The 24,806-nt window shown below is 60.9% G+C and carries 25 protein-coding genes and 1 tRNA gene; 13 read left to right on the top strand and 13 right to left on the bottom strand.

The window, feature by feature from the left end:
* The first annotated feature begins 330 nt into the window (after positions 1-330).
* The 3 genes from AB431_RS20865 (at position 331) to AB431_RS20855 (ending at position 2,623) form a co-directional block, all read left to right on the top strand.
* Entirely contained in the window at positions 331-684 is a 354-nt protein-coding gene (locus AB431_RS20865) for a hypothetical protein (protein ID WP_047331534.1), read from the top strand.
* A gap of 354 nt (positions 685-1,038) precedes the next feature.
* Complete coding sequence (locus AB431_RS20860; protein ID WP_047331533.1) at positions 1,039-1,677, top strand: MspA family porin; 639 nt, start codon at positions 1,039-1,041, stop codon at positions 1,675-1,677.
* Positions 1,678-1,933: 256 nt separating this feature from the next.
* Positions 1,934-2,623, top strand: coding sequence for a response regulator transcription factor (locus AB431_RS20855; RefSeq protein ID WP_047331532.1), 690 nt, complete (start codon positions 1,934-1,936; stop codon positions 2,621-2,623).
* On the opposite strand, the gene AB431_RS20850 is transcribed toward AB431_RS20855, so the two are convergent.
* Positions 2,584-3,978 carry a HAMP domain-containing sensor histidine kinase gene (locus tag AB431_RS20850; protein WP_047333652.1) on the bottom strand — a complete coding sequence of 465 codons (1,395 nt, stop codon included), beginning with the start codon at positions 3,976-3,978 and terminating at the stop codon, positions 2,584-2,586. The two genes, AB431_RS20855 and AB431_RS20850, sit on opposite strands and share 40 nt — an antisense overlap.
* A gap of 299 nt (positions 3,979-4,277) precedes the next feature.
* On the bottom strand, positions 4,278-5,150 hold the full coding sequence (locus tag AB431_RS20845; protein ID WP_235435720.1) for a ZIP family metal transporter: 873 nt from the start codon (positions 5,148-5,150) through the stop codon (positions 4,278-4,280).
* Positions 5,151-5,224: 74 nt separating this feature from the next.
* Between AB431_RS20845 and AB431_RS20840 the strand changes: the two genes are divergently transcribed.
* Positions 5,225-6,505, top strand: coding sequence for a hypothetical protein (locus AB431_RS20840; protein ID WP_047331531.1), 1,281 nt, complete (start codon positions 5,225-5,227; stop codon positions 6,503-6,505).
* A 77-nt stretch (positions 6,506-6,582) separates the two neighbouring features.
* Here AB431_RS20840 and AB431_RS20835 read toward each other — a convergent pair whose 3' ends face one another.
* Positions 6,583-7,347 (bottom strand): ABC transporter permease, encoded by a 765-nt coding sequence (locus AB431_RS20835; protein ID WP_200902660.1) that lies wholly within the window; start codon positions 7,345-7,347, stop codon positions 6,583-6,585.
* A 161-nt stretch (positions 7,348-7,508) separates the two neighbouring features.
* Between AB431_RS20835 and AB431_RS20830 the strand changes: the two genes are divergently transcribed.
* The 7 genes from AB431_RS20830 to AB431_RS20800 all read left to right on the top strand — a co-directional run bounded on the left by AB431_RS20830 (position 7,509) and on the right by AB431_RS20800 (position 13,388).
* Positions 7,509-7,685 carry a three-helix bundle dimerization domain-containing protein gene (locus AB431_RS20830; protein ID WP_235435719.1) on the top strand — a complete coding sequence of 59 codons (177 nt, stop codon included), beginning with the start codon at positions 7,509-7,511 and terminating at the stop codon, positions 7,683-7,685.
* Between the two features lie 39 nt (positions 7,686-7,724).
* Entirely contained in the window at positions 7,725-8,006 is a 282-nt protein-coding gene (locus AB431_RS20825; protein WP_047331528.1) for a hypothetical protein, read from the top strand.
* A 140-nt stretch (positions 8,007-8,146) separates the two neighbouring features.
* Positions 8,147-9,319, top strand: a complete 1,173-nt coding sequence (locus AB431_RS20820; protein WP_047333650.1) for a Fic family protein — start codon at positions 8,147-8,149, stop codon at positions 9,317-9,319.
* Between the two features lie 1,360 nt (positions 9,320-10,679).
* Positions 10,680-11,033 carry a P27 family phage terminase small subunit gene (locus AB431_RS20815; RefSeq protein WP_047331527.1) on the top strand — a complete coding sequence of 118 codons (354 nt, stop codon included), beginning with the start codon at positions 10,680-10,682 and terminating at the stop codon, positions 11,031-11,033.
* The gene (locus AB431_RS20810) at positions 11,030-11,380 is read left to right on the top strand and encodes a hypothetical protein (protein WP_047331526.1); all 351 of its coding nucleotides are present in this window, start codon (positions 11,030-11,032) and stop codon (positions 11,378-11,380) included. The genes AB431_RS20815 and AB431_RS20810 overlap by 4 nt, the downstream gene beginning before the upstream one ends.
* A 647-nt stretch (positions 11,381-12,027) precedes the next feature.
* A complete protein-coding gene (locus AB431_RS20805; RefSeq protein ID WP_144418326.1) occupies positions 12,028-12,744 on the top strand; it encodes a DUF4145 domain-containing protein in 717 nt (238 codons plus the stop codon).
* 2 nt (positions 12,745-12,746) lie between these two features.
* Entirely contained in the window at positions 12,747-13,388 is a 642-nt protein-coding gene (locus AB431_RS20800) for a hypothetical protein (protein WP_144418325.1), read from the top strand.
* A 717-nt stretch (positions 13,389-14,105) separates the two neighbouring features.
* Here AB431_RS20800 and AB431_RS29635 read toward each other — a convergent pair.
* The 6 genes from AB431_RS29635 to AB431_RS30540 all read right to left on the bottom strand — a co-directional run bounded on the left by AB431_RS29635 (position 14,106) and on the right by AB431_RS30540 (position 20,005).
* The gene (locus tag AB431_RS29635; protein WP_235435718.1) at positions 14,106-15,527 is read right to left on the bottom strand and encodes a site-specific integrase; all 1,422 of its coding nucleotides are present in this window, start codon (positions 15,525-15,527) and stop codon (positions 14,106-14,108) included.
* Positions 15,527-16,228, bottom strand: a complete 702-nt coding sequence (locus AB431_RS20790; RefSeq protein ID WP_235435717.1) for a recombinase family protein — start codon at positions 16,226-16,228, stop codon at positions 15,527-15,529. The genes AB431_RS29635 and AB431_RS20790 overlap by 1 nt, the downstream gene beginning before the upstream one ends.
* Positions 16,229-16,286: 58 nt before the next feature.
* Positions 16,287-17,078, bottom strand: coding sequence for a hypothetical protein (locus AB431_RS20785; RefSeq protein WP_047333647.1), 792 nt, complete (start codon positions 17,076-17,078; stop codon positions 16,287-16,289).
* Between the two features lie 231 nt (positions 17,079-17,309).
* Positions 17,310-18,734, bottom strand: a complete 1,425-nt coding sequence (locus AB431_RS20780; protein ID WP_047331523.1) for a phage/plasmid primase, P4 family — start codon at positions 18,732-18,734, stop codon at positions 17,310-17,312.
* 131 nt (positions 18,735-18,865) lie between these two features.
* Entirely contained in the window at positions 18,866-19,072 is a 207-nt protein-coding gene (locus tag AB431_RS20775; protein WP_047331522.1) for a hypothetical protein, read from the bottom strand.
* Between the two features lie 348 nt (positions 19,073-19,420).
* Positions 19,421-20,005, bottom strand: coding sequence for a hypothetical protein (locus tag AB431_RS30540; protein ID WP_144418324.1), 585 nt, complete (start codon positions 20,003-20,005; stop codon positions 19,421-19,423).
* A 373-nt stretch (positions 20,006-20,378) separates the two neighbouring features.
* Here AB431_RS30540 and AB431_RS30535 point away from each other — a divergent pair, with 373 nt between their 5' ends.
* Entirely contained in the window at positions 20,379-20,588 is a 210-nt protein-coding gene (locus tag AB431_RS30535) for a hypothetical protein (RefSeq protein WP_144418323.1), read from the top strand.
* 127 nt (positions 20,589-20,715) lie between these two features.
* On the opposite strand, the gene AB431_RS20760 is transcribed toward AB431_RS30535, so the two are convergent.
* On the bottom strand, positions 20,716-20,883 hold the full coding sequence (locus AB431_RS20760) for a DNA-binding protein (protein WP_235435716.1): 168 nt from the start codon (positions 20,881-20,883) through the stop codon (positions 20,716-20,718).
* A gap of 317 nt (positions 20,884-21,200) precedes the next feature.
* Here AB431_RS20760 and AB431_RS20755 point away from each other — a divergent pair, with 317 nt between their 5' ends.
* A complete protein-coding gene (locus AB431_RS20755) occupies positions 21,201-22,376 on the top strand; it encodes a hypothetical protein (protein ID WP_047331519.1) in 1,176 nt (391 codons plus the stop codon).
* A gap of 981 nt (positions 22,377-23,357) precedes the next feature.
* On the opposite strand, the gene AB431_RS20750 is transcribed toward AB431_RS20755, so the two are convergent.
* The 3 genes from AB431_RS20750 to AB431_RS30530 form a co-directional block, all read right to left on the bottom strand.
* On the bottom strand, positions 23,358-24,164 hold the full coding sequence (locus AB431_RS20750) for a DUF4145 domain-containing protein (RefSeq protein WP_235435715.1): 807 nt from the start codon (positions 24,162-24,164) through the stop codon (positions 23,358-23,360).
* A 48-nt stretch (positions 24,165-24,212) separates the two neighbouring features.
* Positions 24,213-24,286: transfer RNA gene (locus AB431_RS20745), tRNA-Arg, on the bottom strand.
* A 97-nt stretch (positions 24,287-24,383) separates the two neighbouring features.
* Positions 24,384-24,737, bottom strand: a complete 354-nt coding sequence (locus tag AB431_RS30530; protein WP_144418322.1) for a hypothetical protein — start codon at positions 24,735-24,737, stop codon at positions 24,384-24,386.
* Positions 24,738-24,806 lie beyond the last annotated feature (69 nt).

Genomic DNA, 24,806 nt, shown 5'->3' with positions numbered 1-24,806 from the left:
TGCAGGCAACGTCGTCCGGATGTCCAAGTAACTGCAGGCCAATTCGACTCGGATGCAAGCCAATTCAGTTCGGCCAACGGTTCAGTGCACCTCCCGTTTGTCGAGTCCCTCGGCCTGCTGACGCCGTGCGGTCTCAGCTCGGCCAGCCGCGGAAGGGACGCACCACGTTGCTCGGAAAAGCCATTTCCGGGCAATCGCCCGTGCCCGGGCAGGCGAGGGATACGCCCACGTCATCACACCTGTTGGGCGCTAGAGCAATGGGCCGGCTAACAGCGATCGAGGCCGGTCGGGACAACAACCCGCCGGCGTTATCAGGAAAGGAACCCCACGATGATGTGGAACCGACAGAGTGCAGCCCCAGATTCATCGGCCAAACAGGCTGACTGCCGACAGTCGACACCGCGCCGCGCGTCCGGGTCCCGGCTCAAGGTCTTTGGGACGATCGTTGGCTTCGGCGCCATACTGGCCGCTGCGGCAATCACCCTGGCCCAGCACGACACCAGCGTCGACGAAGGCACCGTCCGCGGGGGGCCCGGTGCACTCATAGCGAGCGGTAACCACAATTCAACCTTCGATCCACCGAACGTACCCGGCATGAACATGGGCGGCACCGTTGTCTCGACGACACCGACCAACGTGCTGCCGGTCGAAAAGGCGGTCCCCCAAGTCAAAGCCGGCCACTAGCGCGATCGCCACGAATACGCAGAGCGTTGGTGCTGCGAGGCATCGGCATTCGTCGATGATGCGCGTGGGGCGTGTTGGTGCCAGTGTGAGGTGGTTCGCCGGGCCGTTATTTCGGCGGCCGAAAGTGATGGGCCCTGACGGTCTGGGCAGCAAGGTGTGCGGCTGGGTGCAGACCCGGTTTTCAGCGTCCTCTCAGCGCCGTGGTGCGATGCTCGCCGCCCGGACGTTCAACGCTGAACGCCCGGTATTGAGTTACGCGCCGGCTCGTTCGTTTATGACCGCGGGCATGGCTCAGGTGATGTCCACACGGTGACCGGCATACAGGTGCGGTCGCGACAACGGTGACGGAGGAACATGAAGATCATCGGTCGAATGCTGGTGGCGATGATCGCCGCCGTCGCGGCGTTGTTTGTCGGGACGGGCACTTCGCACGCAGGTTTGGACAACGAGCTGAGTCTGGTTGACGGCGGTGGCCGCACGATGACGATTCAGCAGTGGGACACCTTCCTCAACGGTGTGTTCCCCCTGGACCGCAACCGGCTCACCCGTGAGTGGTTCCACTCCGGCAAGGCCGTCTACAGCGTGGTCGGCCCGGCGGCGGATAAGTTCGCGGGCACCTTGGAGCTGGGCTACCAGGTCGGCTTCCCGTGGTCACTCGGTGTGGGTATCAACTTCAGCTACACCACCCCCAACATCCTGCTCGACGATGTGAGCATCTCGCCGACCAACTTCAACCCGCTCGCCCAGGTGATCACCCCGAACCTGTTCCCGGGTGTGTCGATCAGCGCCGACCTGGGCAACGGCCCCGGTATCCAGGAAGTCGCCACCTTCTCGGTGGACGTCTCGGGCCCCAACGGCTCGGTGGCCGTGGCCAACGCCCACGGCACCGTCACCGGCGCGGCCGGCGGCGTGCTGCTGCGGCCCTTCGCCCGCCTGATCTCCAAGGCCGGCGACAGCGTCACCACCTACGGCGAACCCTGGAACATGAACTGACCCGTGATGGGCGACGTGGCCGTTCAGCGAACTCTCAGCACCGTGTTGTCATCCTCAGCGGCGTCGGAAGCGGCGAGTCGGGGGCCGGCTCAACGCCTCGGACCTGTAGTGGGTCAGCCGATGGAGGCCGGCGCGCCATAGTGGAGATCTGCTCTCGTTGACCCCGTGCGGATACTCTGCCCTAGCGATGGCGCGCCGGCCGTCCGGCGTTACGGTGCCGTAGGTATGTGCGATTCGGTCGGAGGGGCCACACGGGATGAAGATTCTGCTGGTCGAGGATGAACCGCACGTGGCATCGAGTCTGAAACTGGGGCTCGGCGCGGAAGGATTCATTGTCGTGCATGTCGCGACGGGGACCGAGGGTTTGTGGGAGGCGACCGAAAACCATTTCGATGTCATCGTTTTGGACATCATGGTGCCGGAGTTGAGTGGCTATGAGGTGCTTCGCCGCCTGCGTGCCCGTAGCGTGTGGACCCCGGTGTTGATGCTGACTGCCAAGGATGGTGAGTATGACCAGGCCGACGCTTTCGCGTTGGGGGCCGACGACTATCTGGTCAAACCGTTCTCCTTTGTCGTTCTGGTTGCTCGGCTGCATGCGCTGGCCCGCCGTGGCGCGCCGGAGCGGCCGGTTGTGATGACTGCCGGTGATCTCACACTCGATCCCGTACGCCATGTGGTTGAACGTGCGGGTGCTCCAATTGATCTGAGCCCCAGGGAATTTAGCCTGCTCGCCTACCTGATGCGCAATAAGGATGCGGTGTGCACGAAGGCTGACATACTCCACAGGGTCTGGGATCCGCATTACGAAGGGCCCGACAATATCGTCGAGGTCTATGTTCGTTACCTTCGCCGCAAGATCGACATTCCGTTCGGCACCAGCACCATCGAGACCATTCGCGGGGTGGGCTATCGGTTGGAATCCGGCGTCGTCGCGGCCGGCAACTGAACCCTTACCACCGTGCCACCGCCCGGTCGGCCGGTGATACTGATCTGTCCGCCGTGCGCAGCGACGATTTCAGCCACGATGGACAACCCCAATCCGCTTCCGCCACCGCCACGCGACCGAGAGCTGTCCAGGCGCACGAATCTGTCGAACACGCGCTGACGGTCCGCGGCAGGGATCCCGGGTCCGTCGTCGGCGACAGTCAGGATCGCCGCGCCGCTTTCGCGACAGACTTCGACATCGATCTGCGACGTCGCGTGACGCGCGGCGTTGTCGAGCAAATTGCGCACCACCCGTGACAACGCGGCCGCATCGCCGTTCACCTCGACGGGGTCCGCGGCGATGTGGACCGGATGTCGGCAGGTGCGGCGCAGCCGGATCACTTCACCGGTGGCGACCTCGTCGAGCCGGGTCGGTTCGCGATGGAAGGTCAGTCCGCGCTCGTCGGCGCGCGCCAACAACAACAAGTCCTCGACGAGAGTGCGCATGCGTTGCGCCTCAGGAACCAGTGTGTCTCTGGCCAATTCGACGTCGAGCAGTTCGGGATGCGCGACGGCGACGTCGAGAGCCGAGATGATCGCCGTCAAGGGGCTTCGCAACTCATGAGAGGCGTCACCGACGAACTGGCGCTGCGCGACATGGCCGGCCTCGATCCGATCCAGCATGTGATTCATGGTGACCGCCAGCGCGGAAATCTCGTCGCGCCCTGCAGGGACGGGAACGCGCTCGGCAAGGTCTGCGCTGCTGATCGCCGCGACACGCGCGCGCATGGCATCCACCGATCGGAGTGATCGCCGGACGAGGCGATACGTGGCGCCAGCCGCTACGGCGACGACCACCGGGGCAGCGAGCAACAACAGAATGACCGCGGTACGAACGGTCGACTCGGCAGCGTCGTCGCCGCCGGCCACCACAACGATGAATGCCCCCTTGGGCGTGGTGATCGACTGCGCGCTGATCCGCATGTCGCCGTCGGGGGAGCTCGTTGGCGCCATCCCCGTCCGCAAGCCTGAGCCGACCTCATTCAGCGGGATCAACGGGGTGTCGGAGACGCTGTCGGACCGGCGCTGCACTGTGCCGTCGGGAGCGATGACCTGCACCGCGTCGATGCGCTGATCGGTGGCCAGCAACGGGTCGTCGAGATCGGCCGGAGTGTCCTCGATCAGGCCGGCCGACACATCGCGTACCCGCGCTGCTGCGGCGGCATCCACGCCTGTGATCAGGGAACGATAAAAGACCCCGGTCAAAGCTGCGCCGGTCAGAGTGAACGCAACGAACACGACGGTTCCGGCGATGATGGCAGACCGGGCAGCGATGCTCCACTGCGGCAACCGCAGTCGCAGTCGTGGGGGCGCCAATGGTTGCGACAGCTCAGATGATGGGATGACGGCGCCGTTCACTCCATCACTGTGCAACAGTCTCGGGCTGAAGTCATTGGTAACCGCACCGCGAAGCCACCCGCCGACAGCGGCGGCTCGGGAACTGATCAAACCTCGGTGTCATGGACTGCGACGCCGCGGAAGCGTCCCGGTCGAACCCGGCGACTCCTAAGGGCGGACTGCCACCGCCGCCAACAGCAGGCGGCGTAGCGCGCCGCTTCTCAGTAACGCGTTGCGGGCCAACCGTTTCTGCGATCGCATGGTTCGTCGCAACGCTGTCAGGCTCCGGCGACAGTGATGATCGCGTCAGTGGCGAAACCCGCCACTACTCCGATGAAGACGCCCCATGCCGTCAGCAATTTGAGATTGGCGTTCCGGGCTACGGCGAGAAGTTCGATGACGACGTACAGGATCGAGCCAGCCGCCAGGCCGAGAAACGCGACCGACACTGTTTCGCTGACGAAGCGCTGCCCGACGAGGGTCCCGATGAAAGTCGGCCCACCTCCGATGAGGCCCAACACCATCAACAAGCCCCACGACGGCCGCTGTCCCGCCAGGGGCGCGACAATACCGAACCCTTCGGTCGCGTTGTGCAGGGCGAACCCGACGACGAGCAGCACCGCCAGGGATAACTCGCCGCTTGCCGCCGAGTTGCCGATCGCCAGGCCTTCGGCGAAATTGTGCAACCCGATCCCGCTGGCGATCATCAGCGCCAGACGACGTGTGTGCGTCGCTGTCACGGTGCTGACAGTGTCGGTGGGGGAGGCCTGAAAGCTGCTGGGAGCAGTTGTGTTTCGACTTCGCAAACCGTCCACCCAGGCCAGCCCCAGAAGACCGATGCCGAAGGTCGCTGCCAACAGCGCGCCCATCACCAACACATCGGCGACCCGGCCAGTTGCCAGCGCCCGGTCGACCGGCTCCCACGCATGAGCCAACACGTCCCACAGCAGAAAGACCAAGATGCCGATCGCGACCGCGTTGAGCCCGGCCTTCAGCGTTGGCATCGGCGTGCGCAACCGCCCGATGGGCAGGCCAATGAAAATTGTGAACCCGGCGAAGGCGCCGAGCAGGGCAATCTGGCTGGCCGACATGCTCCCCACTTCGAACAATCGCTCACGACTGGTGAACCCACCGATGATGGTGAGCCTCACCTAAGCACATCGGCTTCCGGTCCGGCTACTGTCTCTCAGCGAGTACTCAGCGACCGCCGCCTACGGTCCGTGACGTGACGGAGACGACCAGGACTGGCACGCCGACGACCGGGCGCACCCTGCTCAGCAAGGTCCCCGAAGTCACCCTCTGGTTCTGGCTGATCAAGATCCTCTGCACCACCGTCGGCGAAAGCTTCGCCGATTGGATCAACATGACACTGGGCGTCGGATTGATCGCTACCGCGTTGATCTTCACCGCCGTGCTCGCCGTCGTCCTCGCCTGGCAGGTCAGCCTGAGCCGCTACGTGCCGTTCGTGTACTGGCCGACTGTCGTGGTGTTGTCGGTGACCGGCACGCTCTATACCGACATCCTCACCGACCACCTCGGTGTCCCACTTGCGTTGAGCACCGGCGCCTTCGCAGTCGCACTGGGTGTTGTGTTCGCCTCGTGGTATTCGCGAGAACGGACGCTGTCGATCCACAGCATCGTGACACGACCCCGAGAGCTCTTCTACTGGCTTGCGGTCCTCATCACTTTCGCGCTTGGGACGGCCGTCGGTGACTGGACGCTGCAGATCACCGGCTGGAGCCCAGGCATCGCGGTATTGCTGCCCGCAGGTTTGATCGTCGCGATCGCCATCGGTTGGCGGCTGGGTGCCAACGCGGTGCTGTCCTTCTGGCTGGCCTACATCCTCACCCGGCCGCTGGGCGCGAACCTCGGTGACTGGCTCGGATTGCCGTGGTCGCAGGGCGGCCTCGGCATCGGCACCGCCGTCACTAGCGCCGCCTTCCTGGCCGCAATCCTGGCGACGGTCGGCTACCTCACCTATAGCCGCGTCGACGTACTGGAGAGTTACGACGGCACCCATACACCGATCGTCACCACGACTCCCAGTCGAGAGCGTGTTCTACTCGGCTACTACCTGATCGTCGCCGCGGCCACCGCGGCCCTCCTTGTCTGGGCCGGCTCGCGGCCTCACGAAAGCCTCGCCGACGACGAAGAGTCAGATGTCCCGGCTGCAGTCGCCCCGACCGCCAGCGTGCCGACCCTGCCGGGGAACCCGGGGCCGTCAACCGCCCACTTTCCGGCACCCGAGATCGCGCGACTGCGCACGATCGCGGACGCCACTCTCGCCAAAGTCCGAACCGGTGACCAAAGCGGCGCGAAAACTACGATCACCGAGCTCGAAACCGCTTGGGACGACGACGAATCCACTCTGCGACCGATGGACGAGTCCGCATGGAGCCGCCTTGACAGTCAGATCGACCAAGCCCTGCACGCTGTGAGGGCAGCTAGTCCCGACCGTGCGAGTGAAATCGCCAGCCTCACCGCACTGTCCAATGCGCTTGGCTGACATGTTGTCTTGAGGTCCGTGACGGAGTTTTGCGGCAGACGGTCAGTTGCAGATCGTCTGTGCCGCAGCTGGAGAGGTCACCGGCGTGCCACTGCGGTGGTGGCGGTGCGATGGATAGCACCCCGGGCGATCAACTCGAGCGTGACGGCGACGGCACATGTCTGGGACAGCAGTATGGACAGCAGAATCAAGATCTGCACAGCACCTGCCTGTATTGCCGAACCCGTGCTCAGCAGCACGCCGACGAAGGCGCCCGGAAGTGTCACCAGACCTACTGTCCTGGTCTGATCCAGGTTCGGTAGAAGGGCGTCGGCGGCTGTAGGGCCGATCATCTCCATTCGAGCAAGCCGATCGGTGAATCCCAAGCTGAGGAGCGCTTCCACCTCACCGGCGCGTGTGCCGAGGGTATCCAGTGCACGGCGTGCGGCCACCGAGACCGCGGTCATGGTACTTCCCAGAAGGATTCCGACGATGGGCACCAAGGCGACGCCCGTGAGCGGCACCAGCCCCGACGCGAGCAGCAGGGGCAGCACCGCGGTCATGCCCGTCGCGAGTGCGGCGGTGAGAAGCCACGAGCGATTAGACTGGCTGCGTCGCGCCGCAGTGACCGCCGCCGCGACGAACATCACCGCGAGCACGCCCACTGACGTCCCCAGATTGCGCAATGCAGCCGTGAGAATCCCAGCCACAGCGGCCAACTGCAGCACTGCACGAGTTGCGGCGCGCGGCACCGTCGACGGCGAGCCCAGCGCCGTCGACCAATAGATCGCCGCGGCGGCAATCACCATCACCACGCAGACGACGATCAGCGTCGGGCCCACGATGTGTTGCGAAAGCTGCACGGCATCCATTCTGTCGGCTCAGATCACCGCCGGCGTTCGTGGCATGTCTGATCTGGTGAATGGGCCGACTCGCTCTCACTCAACGGGGTCTCTGGCCTCTTGACGTGCCACCGGCGTAGACGCAGTCTGAGTCTCTGGTCACTGTGACCGAGCAGCAGATCATGGACCAGCTGACGCAGGGGCTGGCCGGTGCATATCCCCATATCGAGCGTGACCAGGTCGCCCGTACGGTCAGCGAGGAGTTCGGGCGATTCGACGGACGTCCGATCCGCGACTTCATCCCGCTCTTCGTCGAGAAGCACGCCGCCAATCGTTTGGCTCAGCTCGTCAGGTCGTAGCGCGTTTTGTCGTAAACCCTGCGTTACCTTGTAAGGGCTATGACCGTCGAGCGTTTCGGGGTCCAGTCCGCCGCCAATCGGGCTGCTGACCAATCCCAGGCCGACTACTTCCGCGCTGAGCTACAGCGTGAATTACAGGCCGTTGACCAACAGATAGAAAAGCTGCAAAGCCAGCTGAGCGACCACGTCGCCAACCAAAGAGCTATGCAGACCTACGAGACCGAGGGCAATCTAACAACACTCGCGGTGGCCCGGCGCAGCCTCCTCGACATGCTCACGGCACTCGCGGGCCGTTTCCCGGGCGACACCGCCGCAAACTGATCCTCCACCCGCACCCGCTACTCCATGCCTAAAGAACCACCAAGTGTCGTCGACGCCGTGAACACCGCACCGTGCCATAGTTGAAGCTAACTCCGTCTTTTAACTTCATTAAGAATGCTAAGTGAAGTTAAACTGCAGTGGTGACTTCACTTAGCCCCGTCGTACGCGAGAACGTGCGGTGGGAGCCGCAAGGCAGGAGGTACGCCGGGCGAGCGCTGCCGAAGTACGGCACCTATCACCCCGTGCGGCCTGCCAGCATCGCCGACCTGGCCCTAGACCTTGCGCCGTCGGTGCTGGCCGGCGCGGAGTCGGCCAGCCGCGAGGTCGCGCGATTCGATGCCGAGCTCGGCGGAGAGATCGCACCCTTCGCGTCGGTGCTACTGCGGTCGGAGTCCGCCGCGAGTTCGCAGATTGAAAATCTGACCGCCTCAGCACGCGCAATCGGCGAGGCCGAGTTGCCCGGCGGAAAAGCCAAGCAGAACGCGGCCCTAGTTGTCGCTAACACCGCGGCGATGCAAGCCGCGGTCACCCTGTCCGACACTGTGGACGCCGACGCGATTCGAGCGATGCACCGCGCACTGATGACCAGCGATCCCCGCCACACGCCAGGCGAGTTCCGCACTGAACCGGTCTGGATCGGAGGTGGGACCACCCCGATCGGCGCGACGTTCGTCGGCCCGCGCCATGAGTTGATCCGGGGGGCGATCAGCGATTTGATCGCGTTCGCGAACCGGGTCGATGTGCCTGCGCTGCCGCAGATTGCGGTGAGCCATGCACAATTCGAGACCATTCACCCCTTCACGGATGGCAACGGCCGCACGGGCCGAGCGTTGGTACAGGCGATGCTGCGCAACAAGGGGTTGACGCGTCAGGTGACGGTGCCGGTCTCAGCCGGGCTGCTGGCCGATACCGGCGCGTACTTCGCCGCATTGACGAGCTATCGCGATGGTGACGCCGCGCCGATCGTCGAAAGCTTCTCGCGAGCCACCATTTTGGCGATCGACAACGGGCGGCAACTGGTCGCCGATCTTCGCGAGATCCGGGAGAGCTGGAACGGTGTGATCAGCGCGCGCTCGGACTCCGCGGTGTGGAAGGTCGCCGACTTGTTGACCCGGCGCCCGGTCGTCAACGCCGTCCTACTGGCGCAAGAACTCGGCATCGAGTCCACCAATGCTCACCGCTACCTCAACCCGCTCACGAAAGCGGGAATCCTCATCGAGACAACCAACGGACCCCGCAACAGAGTCTGGCGTTCTCCGGAAATACTCGCCGCGCTCGACGCATTCGCCGAACGCGCCGGCCGACGTGGCTGACCAAGCTCCTTTCTTCAATCAGTCACGGCATTCCTCTCATCTACAACCGATCATTCCCGTCCGTGCTCATCACCCCTCGGCCCGTCGCCGACTCGGTGGAAGATGTCCGAGCGGTACCGATAGCTGGGAAGGGCAGACTCATTCGCCACCAATTCAACGGTTCGGTGTGCGCCGGAAGTGACGCAACGAGGCTTGGTCTGCTACCACGGCGTACGGACGGGGTGTAGCACCGAGCGCTTGCCTTCTGGGTCGGGGAGGTCGCCCGGCGAGTCCCGGCGACAAGGGTATTGGTAGTGCGTATTGCGGACGGGACCGCGAAACGTCCGCGCGGTGGGTGACGCTGCGGGCAGCGAGTTTGGGCATCGCCGTAGCAGAGGCTGTCGGTGTGGACGCCGCCGCGCTAGCGCCGCACAGTTGAACCTTGAAGGCGCACGCAAGTGAATCGAAAATTATCTCACTGATCACCACAGTGACGAAGCCGGCGCCGACAGCCCAGAGGGCTAAGGGAACCACGGTGACTCCTACGCCAGCGACCACATAGTTCCACAAGTTGGCGACCGCATTGTGCAGGAAGTTGTTTAGGGCGCTCAGCACCGCACCCCCGGCATCCGTAGATGTGGTGACCGCGGGCCGAGTGCCTGCCGCTGCTGGGTAGATGTGCGCACGCGCCGTTGTTGTCGCAACGGCAAAAGGCACCTTCGGCGACGATAAGTTCGGTGCACCCGCGGACTCAGTCAGGGCTGTGAGTTGCACCCAATGAACTCGGAGTGGGCGGTTAGCCACAGCATCGAGCCTGGGCACTGCCAGCAGTGTCACGGCGAGCACGCCTGCCATGACAGCGGCGATTCCGGAAGTTGTGGGCTTCGGTAGCGCTAGACACATGATCTTCCCCGGCGACCAGTGACCGTCCTGTCTTGGCGGTCATCCAACTTTGGAGCTCCCTACACATCACATGGTCGCAATGGGGGTGCCGAAGCAACTAAGTAGTGAGCTACTTCAACCGAAAATGGCTCAGGTCAGTGATTCTCAAGGGTGACGACTTGGCGCGTCTAGTCGGCGGCACTTTGAGCAAACGGGCCGGGTGATTTCAGCAAACAATTGTCAGTCGTCAGCAAAGCACCTCGGCTGGCCTTATGTGCCACAACCGCAGGTCAATGCTCGGCACTACTCACACTGGCGTGCACACCGCGGAATGTATAACAGCTTGTCAACTAGCATGGGGTGGGCGGTCACCTCTGAGCGCCCTGCTTAGGCACCCTTCGGTTCGCCGTCTTCGTGGCAGTGACCAGTTCTGAATTTCATTCTTGTGGGAGCGGCTAGCTCCTGTAGCAAACTATATAGCAAATGCATTGGAGCACCTGTGACGGACAGTTTCGAGCCGCCTCGGCGGCTGGGCCGGGAGGCCGCAGCGGTCTTTGACCGGCACGCCCAGCGCCTCTACCGGGACGGCCTGTGGCCTTCGGCGAATCGGGAGTTACTGGCCGTGTTCGCTGAAACGCTCGTGCTGTATCAGGCGTTCTGGGCCGACATCGAAGAGCACGGCACGTTGGTGTCCGGCAGGGATGGCGGTCTCGTGAAAAATCCCTCGCTGTCGGGTCTGCAAGCCACACGCGGTGACCTGATCCGCCTGTCCAGAGCGATCCCGCTGCATCCGCCTGCCCGCCCCGGCGATGCCACCGACTACGTTGACCGGCTGCTGAGTGAGGTGCTGTGAGCTTTGAGCGGCGTGCTGCCGAGATTCGGTTGTTCACCCGCCCCGGCCACCCGGTGCCGACCAAGACGTTAAGCCGCTACTCACAAGTGGCCGCTGCGTGGGAAACGTATCGGGTGAAGGTGCAGCGCGATGACTGCCTCGGTGCCGATGCGGAGAAGTTCGTCGCGCTCACGGGCGAATTTCGTTCACTTGTTGACGAACTCGGCTTACCGCTGATCTGTACCGCCGAGAGCGCCTCGGCTGAGGCTGTGGTGGGCGTGACCGACCGCAACGGTTTCCTGAGTAAGGACCCGGTGCGCATCCTTTTCGCCACAACATGGCACCGGGATGTGGTGGCCGATGATTAAGCCACCTCGCCCATGTTTCTGCGGCAAGCCGGTCAAGAGGGGCGGCAAGTGCGCCGCCCACTTGGCCGCGTATGACCGTCGCCGCCGTCCCTCTGCAACGGAACGCGGTTACGACCGCGAGCACCGCGAACGCTTCCGTGCCGGTGTCTTAGCCCGTGATCCGTTCTGCGTGCTGTGCGGTGAGCCAGCGACCCCACCACGCAAGGGTGAGCAGGTGCCTTACCTTGGTGTGCGGACTGACTTAGTTAAGCCAATCCGATAGCTATGCTTCATATATGCTCTGAGCTGGTAAAATATTGCGCCCCCGGCAGGAATCGAACCTGCGACCTAGGGATTAGAAGCACTTTTCGATGTTTGCTAGCAAACCCCTAGCCACGGCTGTAATGTCCGCCGACCGTCTTATAGCAGCTGTAATCGCGATGTCTCCCTACGCTGCTACTAGCCAGCAAACTCATACAGGACAGCTATCCCCGTTTTCCCAGGTTGCGCGAAACGCCAGCAACTTTGCGGCGTATGTGGACGCGGTGTGTCCGGCGCAACTTTGCTGAGGCCTGCGCAAATCGCCACCCGAGGCTGAAACGTCGCTTTAGGGCGAAATCTGTCGCCCCGCCGCGCTAGGCTCCTGCGCGAAGGAGGGAAAGCGAGCGTTGGAAATCACTCGGGGTATTGCGACGATCGCCGGAAAGGCGCAGTTCGGGACCTCGCAGACGGAGGCTTGGGCTACCGTCGACTGTCCTTATTGCGATGCAAAGTCAGTTCTGGTCGTTGCGGTGCGCGACTCGACGAACCGGAACAGCGGCTACCCGCGAAACTATTGGCTCCTGTGCATTGCGTGCGGCGAAGCTTTCGTGATCAATGGTTTCGATGTTGTGCCGAACAAGATGCCATTTTCGGAGCCGGGTGGAACGCCAGAACGGGAGCTGGCGCTTTGGCGCGAAGTGCGAAAGTGTTTCTCCGTCAACGCATACAACGCAGTTGCGATGCTGTGCCGGAAGATACTGCTGCATATGGTCTTCACGCATCAACGAAGTAAGGACGGCGATGCGACCCCTCGCGATCTGAGCTTTGCGGCTGCCGTCAGGTACCTCGCCGACAACGGTGTGATCACCGAAGATCAGCGGACGCTGGCCGAGGGAATCAAGAACGTCGGCAATAAGGCGAATCACGAGCTTCCAGACATCACGAAAGAGGAAGCGGGCGATATCGCCCTGTTTACCTATTTTTTGTTTCTGAGCGCGTATGAGATGCCGAGTCGAGCTCGCTATCAAAGCAAGTTCGTTGGAGATGCGGCAGTTCCGTTTGAGGGCAACCTCGGTCCTGACGCCGAAAGCGATCTTGCGCCCAATGCTGCCGACGGCGAGTGACGATGTCTTGGCTTGAATTCATCGCGCAGATGTCGGACGTGTGGGCTTGGCCCGTTGTGGCTACCGGAACAATCGTGTTGCTGCGAAAGCAGATAAAGTCTGCTGCGAATGGGCTTGTCGGCAGGGTGCCAGATCTGCGGCGACTTAAAGGTCCGGGAGGCATAGATCTCGAATTTAATGTACGCGAGCTCGCAGCGTCGACCGCAGCCACGACTGAGGAACTCAGGGGGGACGCATCAAAGGAGTTGCCGGCAGCCGAGCCCGAAGATGTCGTGCTGCCGAGTGAAACCGCTGGAGAACGACTGAGTAAGTACGAACAGCTTGCGCAGATCGATCCGAGGGCCGCTATCCTCCTGCCGTTCTCCGACCTGGAGAGCTCCATTCGGGAAAGATTTCGACAGCTCTATCCCGACTTTCGGCCAAACGTCAGCTTTGTGCAGATCGTCAGGCGGCTCCACCAGGACGGGCGGCTTAACGACGAGATCGCGGATTCGTTAATGCAGATGTCCAAAATCAGGAATCAGGTGGCTCACGAAAAGTCAGACCTCGACCTAGATGTAGTCGATTACTTCCTCGCCTCAGTACGTAATACGATTCGCAACCTCTTCCTCTCGGGATTCTACGATGACCCAGAGGTGGGGTAGATGGAGTCGGTACTATTGGCCGCGAACTTGCTGGAGCGCAACTCGTGGGCGCCTGGTGTCGTGGTCGCGTTGGTGCTGTTCGGCTTCAGCTTGTACTTTCGACGCCGAGATAAGGACTCTAAGCACTTGGATTACCGAGTTCTCTCGGATACGCCGATCGTTACCAGCCGCGATCGGCCTGAAATTCTGAAAGTTGTTTACGGAGCTAGGGAAGTGAGCAATCCGTATATTACAGAAGTAAGGTTCAAGAACACTGGCAAGCAGGTCATTGAGCCAGACGACTTCCTCGAGCCGATGGCCATATTTCGTGAAGGGGCTAAGGTCCTGGATTTTAACGATGTCGATCAGTCAGAGGCGAAGCTTGTAGACCATATGGAGTACGTTGTAGATCCTCCGAGTCATATTCGGCCAGTTGGGGTAACGCCGCGCACGCTCAACCCTGGAGACTGGTTCACAATTCAAGTGATCTATGACGTAGAACAAGGCGCGGAAGTCGTAGTCAAAGGTCGAATCAGAGGACAGACACGGGCACCTCGAGCGTATGAGGATCGCGAGCCGCTAGGGGCCGCGAGTAAAGTATTCACATATGTGCTGGTAAGCACATTGCTCGGGAGCTATGCTGCATTATTCTATGTCTCGCGAAATCCGACGGCTAGTAACCACTACTTGGGAACGATTGCCCCTCTCTGGGCTGTTTTTGGCGTGAGCTTCGGGCTATTAGTGCCACGTTTTGTGCAGCTCATTTTGCGAAGATGGATGGTGCACGGGCGATTTAGTCTTTGGCCCTAGGGGCACAACGTTATTGGCGGTCAACGGCGCAGGTCGAGTAGTGGGCGTGGATTTTCCGCCGGTTTCGCTCTTGAGCACCGCTGCGTAGATGTCCATGGTGGTGCTGATCTTGGCGTGGCCAAGCCAGCGGGATACATCTCGAACGTGCTCTGTGGCCAGGGTCGATACAGCGGCGCTGTGGCGCAGGTCGTGCCAGCGTGAGTGCGGATAGCTCAGTGCGTCCAAGGCGGGAAGCCAGAACCGCTTGTACACGTTGGCCTCGTCGATTGGACGGCTCCAATCGAACCGGTCCTCACTGTCGCTGGCATCTCGGCCGACCTGCTTAGCGGCAGCCTTGCCGAGTCGGCCAGGAAACAGGGGAGCGCGCGGGTCACTTGAGCAAGGGTGCGTTCGGGACAAGTACTCCCTCATGTCATCTGCCAGCCAAGGATCGACCGGGACATCTCGATACGCATTCTCGGTCTTCAGCGGCTCGGCCTGCCAGCTGTTGGCGGCTCGCTTCTTGCGTCGAACGGACACCAGGCCGCTGGTGCCCGCCAATTCGCTGAGGGAAAGGTCGCCAACTTCCAGGCCCTGAAGTTCGCTGGCTCGCACTCCGGTCGCAACGCTAAATAGCACGGCCAGCGCGTATACGGCGTTAGCAGGTTTTGTCGTGACATACGCCGAGCGATTCTTCGGCGACACAGTGATGGTCTGCTCGCTGCCAATCCAATGTGCCACTGTCGCGACCTGCTCGACTGTGAGGCGGGTGTAGCTCTTGCCCTCGGTGAAATCTCGCTGTCGGCGGAGGCTGGGGAGCTTGACGGCGGCCGGATTGGTAGCGATGGCCTCATTCTCGACAGCTGTGTCCAGGATCATCCGGAGGACCGAGATGGCGTGCTTGATGGTTCCAGCCGACAGTGTCCGCTTGGTTCGGCTAGACACAGTAGAGGCGAGCTTGCTTCGCAGCTTCTTAACGTCGGCCACGCGAATGGCCGCAACAGGTCGAGGACCCAGAGTCGGTGCTACGTAGAGCAGGTAGTTGGCCCGATATTTGGTGATGGTCTCAGCGTCGATTGTGCCGGTAAGGCCCTCGAAGAACTGGACGGCATACTGTCCCAACGGCTTAGCGGCCAGATCCCGAGCTTGGCCGGGGTCTAGACGCATCTCTGCTAAAGCCTGATCTATCTTGGCCTTACGGGCGTTGGCCTGATCCTCGGTAGGGAATGCTTCGCCCCGATGACGATACTTGCCAGTGGGCACACCAAAGTCATCTCGCACTGGCTCACGCCAACGGACCTGATAGGTGGGGATGGCATTGCCCTGCTTGTCTAGCTTGCCAGTGGTGCGAGCGCGAATCGTCGCAGCCATTAGGCCACACCTTCCCGCTCGAGAACTCCTCGTACAGTGCTGTAACTCCATGTGTTGCTACGTGGTGCGGCGATGCCGGCGACGTCGAGAGCTTTCGCGATTGCCTTGGTTCCTAAACCGTCACGACGCAATTGGACGATGCGGTTAACGGTTGAGCGATCGATAGTGGAGGGCTTACCGAGTTGCTTTCCGGCCTGCCGAGCCTTGATCAGCCCTTGCTTGGTGCGCTTGGAGATCAGCTCGCGTTCTTCCTCGGCTACTAGGAGTCTGGCGTGGGCGGTCAGCTGAGACACTGTGTTGCTATCGGTTCCATCTAGACCGACGATGCGCCAACCTTCGGTCTTGGCGTCAGCTACCAGCTTTGCGCCATCTGCCATGCTCCGACTTGAGCGGTCTAAAGTGTTGACTACCAACACGTTCGCAATCCCAGATTGAATCGCGCCGACAGCGGCAATGCGTCCGTACAACTTATCGGTCTTGCGACCGCTCATCACATCGATGTGCAGGCCGACCAGATCCAGCCCGTTGACCGAGCAGAACTGCTGGACCTGATCTCGTTGTGCCTCAAGGGCGTAGCCATTCTCGGCCTGCCGGTTGGTCGAGATCCGTAGATAGCCTACTGCTCTGGTCGTACCACGATCTGTGTTTGCTGTTGCCATGTCCTGTCCTTGGTGTCGAGTGTGGCTGATGACGAGCGTCACCGACCTCACCCAATACTTATAGCCGACTGCTCTACCTCGATAGATATGCCAAATCCGGTTATGGCCGCCTGTACCGACGGTGTGGCGATTCCAGCTCCCGCAACGGCGGCAGCGCACCTATTTCGCGGTTAGCTGCGTTCGCGAGGTAAATCGCGGCCTCGCCTGTGATGTGCCGAACGGGTGGCTGGCGCGGCCTGTCGCGGGCGGCTCCGCGCGGCCTAGACGGTAGTGGCGGCTCGGGGTCTGAAGACTCCGGTGCGTCCTCTTCCGCTTCGGCCTGCGGTGCATCGTCGACTTGGGTGTAGGCAGGGGCCGGGGAGTCGTTCTGGCCGTAACCGACATTCGCTTCGAGTGATTCGCCAGGAGCGCCACCGATGCTGTCGAACACCGTCTCGAATGCTTTCGGTTCTCCAGGCGAGACAACGATTTCCGAGGGAGCTTTCAGGCCGGCACGATCCAGTGCGTCTCGGATAGCTGCGAGCTTGACGCTTTCGGTATCTGCCGTAAGTGCCATGCCTAGCAGTTGTTTGGCCATCAACTCGGCAGCATTTTCCAGTCGTGTACGGGCAGCTTGCTTCACTTGCTTCGCTGCCCCGCCGTGGTACCGGCAGACATGTGATCCGAGTATGGCGGCGTTCTTGCACAGGTTTCCGGTACGAGAACTTCTAGCGGTGCATCGACGTTCAGGTTTGGAATATGTTGACCAGTCGCGTCCTTCGATGGGTGTTTCTGCGCCATGGGTGCTCATCGAGTCGTCGGTCTCGGCCTCGATCACTGCAGGAGGGTTCTGTATCTCCATCAGTTCCACGACCTCTGCGTCGATGATTTCGGGTTGGTCGTCGGTGCTCATGGTCATTGTCCTCTCGGATCATGCTGTCCTAGTTCACAATTCGACATGTCACTTTCCTGAACTGCGCGTTTGCGCAGGTAGACGTGTTTTCTCCGCCAAAAACCTGCCCTGAACAGGGAAACGGAGAAAATGGATGCATCGTCGGACCTTTTTCAAAATTGCCATATAGGAAAAGATCCCGCGGGATGTCCATTTCGTCCTTTTTCCTGGTCAGCGAGGGTTTTCGGCGGGTCATGGGGCCAGCCGCACCCGCCGCAACGGGTCCTTCAGAGCGATTCCCAGGCGCAGCTTGTCTCCTCCGGTCTCCCGCTTGAAGCCGCTGCCGTCCATGTATCGGCCGAAAGCTCGGGCTCCATAGGGGCGTTCGATTCCTTCCCGCTCACACCAGCTGCGATATTCGGCCAACAAGGCGGGGTTGCTCTCCTTGAGGTGGCTGGCCTCTTCGCAGCAGTCTCGGCGGAACTGCAACAGTTCGTCGTTGGCTTCGTAGTAGGCCGTGGTCGCTTGGCGAACCACTTCGGGAACATCGGCCAAACCGTTGCGCTGATAGCGCACAAATCCCCGCAGGAGGAAATCGATGATGGCGTCGGCGTCTTCCTCCAGGCGAGCGCTGAGGCCGACGTCGGCGGCTTTGGGGTTCTTGGGGTCTGGGTCGGGAATGCGGACATTGAAGGGAATGACCACGATTCGTCGCCAGGATGCCTTGTCGTCACCGGAGACCTTGGGGCCATGGTTGGTCAGCAAAGTCAGGGTGTGGGTGGGTTCCCAAGACACGCGTTTCTCGTACAAATCCCGCCCGGTGAGAGTTCCGCCGCCCGACAGGCTTTTCATTTTGGCCTCGTCGATGCGTTCGCCGCGATTGGTCTCGTCGATGGACACGTACCGCTTGCGGAAGAGCACCATGTTGTCCGAGGAGTGGTTGAAGCGAGTTTCCATGACCAATTCGCGCGGCGCGATGCTGGCATAGTCTCCCAGCGCATACCGGATAGCGCCGTCAAGGACGGTCTTGCCGTTGTTGCCCAGCTCCCCGAGCCAGATGACGAACATGTCCTCCCGGTGCTCACCGAGAAGAGCGCTGCCCGCCACCTTCTGCAGGTACTTCAAGGTGTCGTCGTCGGGTTGGATACGTTCGAGCATGGGCCGAAAGGACTGGCTGTCCTTGTAGGCGTTCGTGCGGTGCTGGCCGCGAGTGATCTGCATCAGTAGGTCATTGGGATCGTGTTCGCGAATCTTGTGGTCTCGCAGATCCAGCGTTCCGCCTGGTGTATTCACTAACCAGGGCTTGGCGTCGAAGTCCTCGATGCGGGCCGAAAACCCTGGAAGTTTGGAGGCGATTTTCAGCACCCCGGAAATTCCGGCCGATGTGTGGCAACGCTGGATGTCGTCTTTGAGCTGTTGGTCGAACAGGGCTGAGGGCCACAGTTCCTCCAGCATTTCGACAAGCAGTTGCTGGATGTGGCTTTCGTTGTCGTCCAGGCGCCAGACCTTGCCGTCATACCAGTGCCATCCGCGTTTGGCGATAAACCGATGGCGCCCCGCCGATTTGGACTCCAGGCGGCCTGCCATGCGAAGGTCACGCGTCGCAACCTGGTCGTTGACACTGGGCTTGGCAGGCTCATCCTCGGGGAGCTCGCGATCGTCCGGATCTGCTACCATTGCAGTCACTTTCACCTCTCAACGAGTCTCCCGTGCTGTCCAGAAAACATTCGGGAGGCTCGTTTCTTATGTCCGCTAGGCTTCACCGCCTTCAGGGGATCCTGCTATGGCGACATCCGTCGCCTGCGACGTCAGTCGTCCGGTCGCTCTCCGGTCAACCAGGCCTCAATGTCTTCGATCTTGTAGTAGATGCGGCCCTGAATCTTGGTGCGCTTGAGACGCCCGTCCCGGTAGGCAGCGTTGATTACCGAGTTCTCGGTGATATGGCTGAGGCCGCGTTCACGTGCTAGACGGGTAACGCCCTTTTGGTCGTAGTACTGCTGCGCTGGTGCTGTCATCGGTTCTCTCCGTTCATGTTTCGCAGGAAGTGCGCGGGCCTGCGACAACATCCGATGGTAGGAGATCAACGCGTGTCAAGCATCCATCTGAAATCGGAAGCTATTGCGCTCCAACGTGATACAGCATCTACACTGCCGAATTCTGGCAACGCAGCTGCTGTGATGACCGAAAGCTCGGCAGATTCCTGTACCGAAGAGTCGTGATTGCAGCGGCCACAAAACACGAGCCGCGAAACGCGGGAGCTATTTGTTGTTCTCTCTTGCGCCCAAGGTGACTGGCCCACCCCGCCGGGCCGCCTCCAGCGCGGGAACCTCCCGGTTAGTAACGAGTTGGGACAGAACGTTGAATCAAGCTTCTTCGGGCTCCGTCATTGGTGGCAGAGATTTGGTGCCCGGCAGTTCGCCCAGGGGACCGGGGAGAATTCCTTGAACCCTCTGGCACAGTGCGAGTCTTTGTTGTACGTCCGAGTCATTGACGGCCATTACTCGTGCGCGAAGACTGTTCAACCGTCTGCGAAGACTGATCCGCGTCAACCAAGGACGCCAGGCGAGTTGTGTGACTATCTCCGCGGCGTGTCGCACAAGGCTCGCGTAGTAGCCGTTGACGGCACCGGCACCCATTTCCTCGTCGCCGTCGTGCTCCTCGTAAGAATCGTCACTAAGGCATCTCGCCGCATCGGCGAAGACGATGTAGTGCTGCACAGCGCTTCTTGGCACCCTGGCAACGAGTGCGGCGGTCTCCAATTCTCGGAGTCCGGCGCTGAATTCACGGTAGCCATATGCGCCAGCCCATCGCTTGGACTCAGTCGCCGCGATTGCATTAAGTACGCCGCCGCGCACTTCTCGACGCTGCCTGGAAGCGCCGACCCAGCCCCCGATAGCACCGCCGACGCCGAGAGCGCTTATTAACGGAATCCACTGCACGAAATCCACGCAGCTACGTTAACCCCTGCACTTGCTGATTCGACTGAACAGGGCAGGAGGCATGAACCGGTTCGACCTGGTGTGGCTATTACCTTCGCTGGCCGCGCTCGGGTCTGGTTTGCGCTCGGGGATCGTCCGCTTCGACCTCATGCAGGACGTAGCCGTGGTCCCAAATCGGGGAGCTGGTGTCTTGGCAGTGTGCCACTCTGTGTCCGTCGCCGCTGCCCGCAGGGCAGGTGCACACTCCGCGATTGCGGACAGCGTTGTCGTTGAATGTGCAATTGAAGAACTGCTGAAGGTAGGTCAGCCACCGATCAAGTGGCATCGGGGAGTCTGATCGCCCGTCATCGGCCTTCAGTCCGTGATGGCTGAGGTGGCGCCCATGGATATGGTGCGTCTTGCAGTACCTGCACCAGAACTCGAGTTGCGATCGATCCTTGGTGGGGTACGCGTGGATGACCGGGTACGTCAGAAGCTCCCCGTTCATGTCGTCGGCGAGAGCTTCCATCTGATCGCGTTCGGCCACAGTCCAATCCACATCAATGCCAGCGGCCTGTTTCGCCTCGTAGATTCTCTGCCAGGTGTCATCTAGATGTATCACAACAATCTCCTTGTCTTACTAAAAGTGCTGTTATTAAGTATGTTTGGGCAATTTCAATGTCTATCACGTCCTTGTCATGGGGAAGGTGAACGGCTTTGCGTCGAGGTGCGCACCGTCATTACAGGGCTTCAATTAGGGCGTCCAACGCCTTTCGGCTCCAGTAGTCTTTGCGTCCAACGATCTTCGGCCGAGGAAGCTTGCCGGTGTAATAGGCGTGGTACTTAACCGTCTCGGCGGTGGCCGCCGTGAATCCCAGGCTGTTGAGGTATTTGGCGGCGTCGGCCAAATCTAGATACTGTGCGAAGGATGCGGTTCTTGTCATAGCTGTAATGCACTCTCTGGCAATTGTTTCCGAGATGTTCGCGCGTGGGCGGCCCATCATCGCCGATGATAGCCTGCCGCTGCCAACGTGTCCGCACGTCAGCGGCATGATGCGCGTCGAATGATGATGTGCTATAACCCGTTTCAGGGGCGTCGGCGTGAACCGTATAAGATCCCTTACGACGTGAGTCGGCCGCCTAACACGGCACGGTTGAGATTGTCACCTTCCAGGTCCGTGCTTGTGGGCCTGGCGGTTACAAACGACTTTGGAAGGCTCACGTAATGAGTGCAATTACCACTCCCCGAACCAATCTGAGTGATTTTCAGTCTCTCTGGAAGCTGCCGCCCTTCGGCGGCGAGGGTAGCTATGCCACAGAAGGCGATATCCTCGTCAATACGACGGGCGATGGCGTGGACCTCAACGTCATCTGGGCTGAAGTAGCCGCAGTCATCAAGGCCTGGAACGCTGAACGCAGCGCCCTGACCAACCTGCTGACCTTCAACACTACCGATACCGCGACTGCGGTTCCCCAGAGCCGTTCTAGCGACAGTTTCGAGCCTAGCTCAGAATTCGGTGAACCGGAATCTATGCGGCCTCCTAGCGAATATCTGCTGACGGGCTACACCTTTGAGGACTACGACAAGCGATCAGCTTGGACGTGGAAGTTCCTGCGCGACAGCACTGCTGAGCAGGTTCGCGCCATCGCCAACTATGCCCTGGATGCTGACAATAAGTTAACGACCGGCACAATCTTGCAGCGCTTGTTTGATCCAGAACCGGATGAGAACGATTGGGGCCATACTTGTTACGGCTTCTACAACGGTGACTCACAGGCCCCGCCAGCCTACCTGGGCCGGGAATTCGATTCACCGCATCAACATTTCATCGTCAGCGGTGCCGCTGTGATCGACAGTGGTGACTTTGAGCTGGCCGTGCGTCGTGTGACTGAGCACGGTTACGGTACCGAACCGAACGCACGACTGTTGGCGTTGATGAACCCCGCACAGGCCGAGGTGGTGAGCCAGTGGAAGGCTGGCACCGAAAGTGCTGAAAACATTGTGGCACACCATGATTACATACCCAGTGCTGGCGCTCCCGCGTACCTTCAGCCCGATAACATCATGGGCCAGATTGCTCCCGAATCATACAACGGCCTCAAGGTCCAAGGGTCATACGGGCAGACTTGGGTGATAATGTCGGACTTCATCCCTGAGAACTACTTCACAGTCGTTGCCACCTACGGCCCGAACAGCTCTGACAACGCGATAGGGTTCCGGGAGCATCCCCAGCGCCAGTATCAAGGTCTGCGTACCATCCCCGGCCTGGTGAACGGGTACCCGCTGCAGGATGCGTACTTTCAACGCAGCTTCGGTGTTGGTGTGCGCCGTCGCGGGCAGGCCTGCATCACGCAGATTAAGGAAACCGGTACGTACGACATTCCTAACATCCCCAAGTAAATCGATGTCTAGAACTGGAATTGGCGGCTTCGGCCTCGGCAACGACCAACGTTGTCGACCGCTAGATCCGAACGAAATCGATCGAGATTCCTCCGAATTCAGCTGGGGTGAAGGTCTAGTGCCACCAGGACTAGAGAACGTGCAACCGTCCGAAGGCGGTATGTACAAAGGTCTCACGCCACCCTGTGAGCCGAACATCGGAGTCGGCCGGCAACGCTAAGCCCTCCTCAATTCCGGCAGCGCGCGGCCGTCAACCCCCGCAGCGCTCCACGCTTAGCCGTCCTGGTGTTCCCTTCGTCCTTGCGCCGGGGCGGCTAAGTGCTACGCCGAATAGGCAGACGCCGGGGAGTGCGTCAATCACTATGGAGTTATCAAGGATCGATTGCGCCAGTCGCAGAATCGAACCGCGATTTTCGGAGAGCATGAAGCCTCGAAAACTGTTTGGGCAGTCGGTATTGCGACGTCTACGCGACGTTGAAAGCCTGCTTCGTGAGGAGCCAATCGGTACCCGCCCACACCCAGAGCAACAGAGTTGGTCCATTGGGTATCGCAAACCCGACTGGATTCTCGAGGGGCGTTCCATCAGCTCGTCTGTCCATATCGAATGCGATCACTGCTGTACTCGCCTCGCACCACCCGTGTCCGACACGCTCAGAACGTGGAAGCAGTGTTTCCAGCGCTTGCCGCGCGGCCGACATCTGAGCATCGTTCGCAAAAGTCATTTCGGTTCCTTCGTGTACGCATACGGGGCACCTCGCACCAATTGGTGAAAGGCGGACCACGTCTTGCGCGTGCCTCCCGAAGGGCCGTGACTTAACGCATTGGCATTCGCATCCCCCGCGCGTGCCTCTCCCCGAAGGGGGCCGGTGACGTTGATGCGCACAGTTTCCTGCGCGGGTGCCGCTTGTCGGACGGCACGAATCACCCTACCGACGAACTTGGCTCCTGTCTTCACCTGCTCCGAGGAAACGCGGTCCGCTCCTACTGCTGCCCGCCCTGGGCTTGCCGGGCTTGGGCCGCCTGCTGCGCTTGCGAGATGACGGCGGGCGATTGGTAGACGTCGTTCAGAATCTCGCCCATCAAATGGATCACCAGTTCCGACTCCTCGGGCGTGATCGGGTCTACGAAATCACCATGCGCCATCTCGTTACCAAGTTCCCTGACGCCGTGAGCTGCATCCTTGATAACCGTTCTTATCAAGCCGCTCGTCGCCATCTTCTCGATCTTGTTGAAGAGCGTGCCAGTCGTGATGCTGTTGTCTTTGGCGGTGGCTTCGATCACGGCACGAGCGAGCATGATCGCCCCCCGGTAGTGCTCACAGCTATGGCACTCGTACGCCTCGGTCGCAGCTTCTGCAATGTGTTCCGGCACGTTGGGATATCTGTGCGTCTCGGTGTGCGACGGGCGCCACGTCAAATCATCACCGCGAGCTTTCTCAAAGAACGAGTTGAGCGTGCTTCGGCCGTACTCGGGTCCGACGACTGCGAGGGCTACTGATTGGCCGCGACAAATCGCACACACGAACGTCGCACAGGCCATCCTCCTGCCATCGGCTGTCTCAGGTACTACCTCGGGACCTACAAAGGTTGCGTCCCCGTGGAGGTCGTGTCCGGTGTTGGCCTTGCAGAGCCAACAAACGTGGTTTGGCACCCGGCGAACATAGCTGCTGACCACGGGTTTCTGGCGCAAATCGCCGATGACGGGTCCGTGTCCAAGTTGCTGACTGTTGTTGGCGGCCGAAGGTGTGTCCAAAGTGTGGACGTACACCATATTTTCGGGCTTCAGCAATGCCGCTAGCTCACCTAGATACACTGTTCTACCTGCAAAAACCGTAAGCGCCCCCGGCAGGAATCGAACCTGCGACCTAGGGATTAGAAGGCCCTTGCTCTATCCAACTGAGCTACGGAGGCAGCGCGCCAGACAGTCTAGCGTTGCAGAATTTGCCAGATGGGGCGCGTGTAACTCCCTGTGAATTGAAATCTCGCTGAGCAAAGATCCACGGCAGCGTCAATCAGTTCCGAAACGTGACTGCAACGCTTCCTGCAGCCGGCGAACTTCCTTGAGCTTTTCGCGCAGTCGCAACACGGGCTCGGGCGTTCGGGCGGCACCCCAGCCGGCGTCGCAGCGGCTGTTCCAACGGTCCTGCGCAATCGCGATCAAGTCCTCGAGGTCGTCGATCTCGGCCTGCATCAGCTCGGCAAATCGCCTGGCTTGAGCTGCGTCGTTGGGATGAAAGGGCCGTGTCAACGACGGACGGGGAAACTGCCGCCTGAGCGGCGCGGGCGCTCCCGGTGAAAAGGGGGACTCGATGCGGGCGGTCAGTCCTCCGGCGAAGGCGGGAGCGGGGTCCTCGAGAAGCATTCGTAAATCGTCCTGCGAATCGCTCGACGTTTCCTGACAGGCAAGTTCACAGACAACGAGACGCCACCG

Origin of the sequence: Mycobacterium sp. EPa45, assembly GCF_001021385.1 — a bacterium.
Taxonomy (GTDB): domain Bacteria; phylum Actinomycetota; class Actinomycetes; order Mycobacteriales; family Mycobacteriaceae; genus Mycobacterium.
Note: the sequence above shows the minus strand (reverse complement) of the source record. Positions and strands in the feature narration are given on the sequence as shown.

Bases quoted from the DNA above. Each gene is read 5' to 3' on its own strand.
- AB431_RS29635 (WP_235435718.1), bottom strand. From the start codon at position 15,527: ATGGCTGCGACGATTCGCGCTCGCACCACTGGCAAGCTAGACAAGCAG.
- AB431_RS20830 (WP_235435719.1), top strand. From the start codon at position 7,509: ATGGACCAGCTGACGCAGGGGCTGGCCGGTGCATATCCCCATATCGAG.
- AB431_RS30535 (WP_144418323.1), top strand. From the start codon at position 20,379: ATGGATATGGTGCGTCTTGCAGTACCTGCACCAGAACTCGAGTTGCGA.
- AB431_RS20865 (WP_047331534.1), top strand. From the start codon at position 331: ATGATGTGGAACCGACAGAGTGCAGCCCCAGATTCATCGGCCAAACAG.
- AB431_RS30530 (WP_144418322.1), bottom strand. From the start codon at position 24,737: ATGCTTCTCGAGGACCCCGCTCCCGCCTTCGCCGGAGGACTGACCGCC.
- AB431_RS20860 (WP_047331533.1), top strand. From the start codon at position 1,039: ATGAAGATCATCGGTCGAATGCTGGTGGCGATGATCGCCGCCGTCGCG.
- AB431_RS20755 (WP_047331519.1), top strand. From the start codon at position 21,201: ATGAGTGCAATTACCACTCCCCGAACCAATCTGAGTGATTTTCAGTCT.
- AB431_RS20825 (WP_047331528.1), top strand. From the start codon at position 7,725: ATGACCGTCGAGCGTTTCGGGGTCCAGTCCGCCGCCAATCGGGCTGCT.
- AB431_RS20775 (WP_047331522.1), bottom strand. From the start codon at position 19,072: ATGACAGCACCAGCGCAGCAGTACTACGACCAAAAGGGCGTTACCCGT.
- AB431_RS20800 (WP_144418325.1), top strand. From the start codon at position 12,747: ATGTCTTGGCTTGAATTCATCGCGCAGATGTCGGACGTGTGGGCTTGG.
- AB431_RS20855 (WP_047331532.1), top strand. From the start codon at position 1,934: ATGAAGATTCTGCTGGTCGAGGATGAACCGCACGTGGCATCGAGTCTG.
- AB431_RS20780 (WP_047331523.1), bottom strand. From the start codon at position 18,734: ATGGTAGCAGATCCGGACGATCGCGAGCTCCCCGAGGATGAGCCTGCC.
- AB431_RS20785 (WP_047333647.1), bottom strand. From the start codon at position 17,078: ATGAGCACCGACGACCAACCCGAAATCATCGACGCAGAGGTCGTGGAA.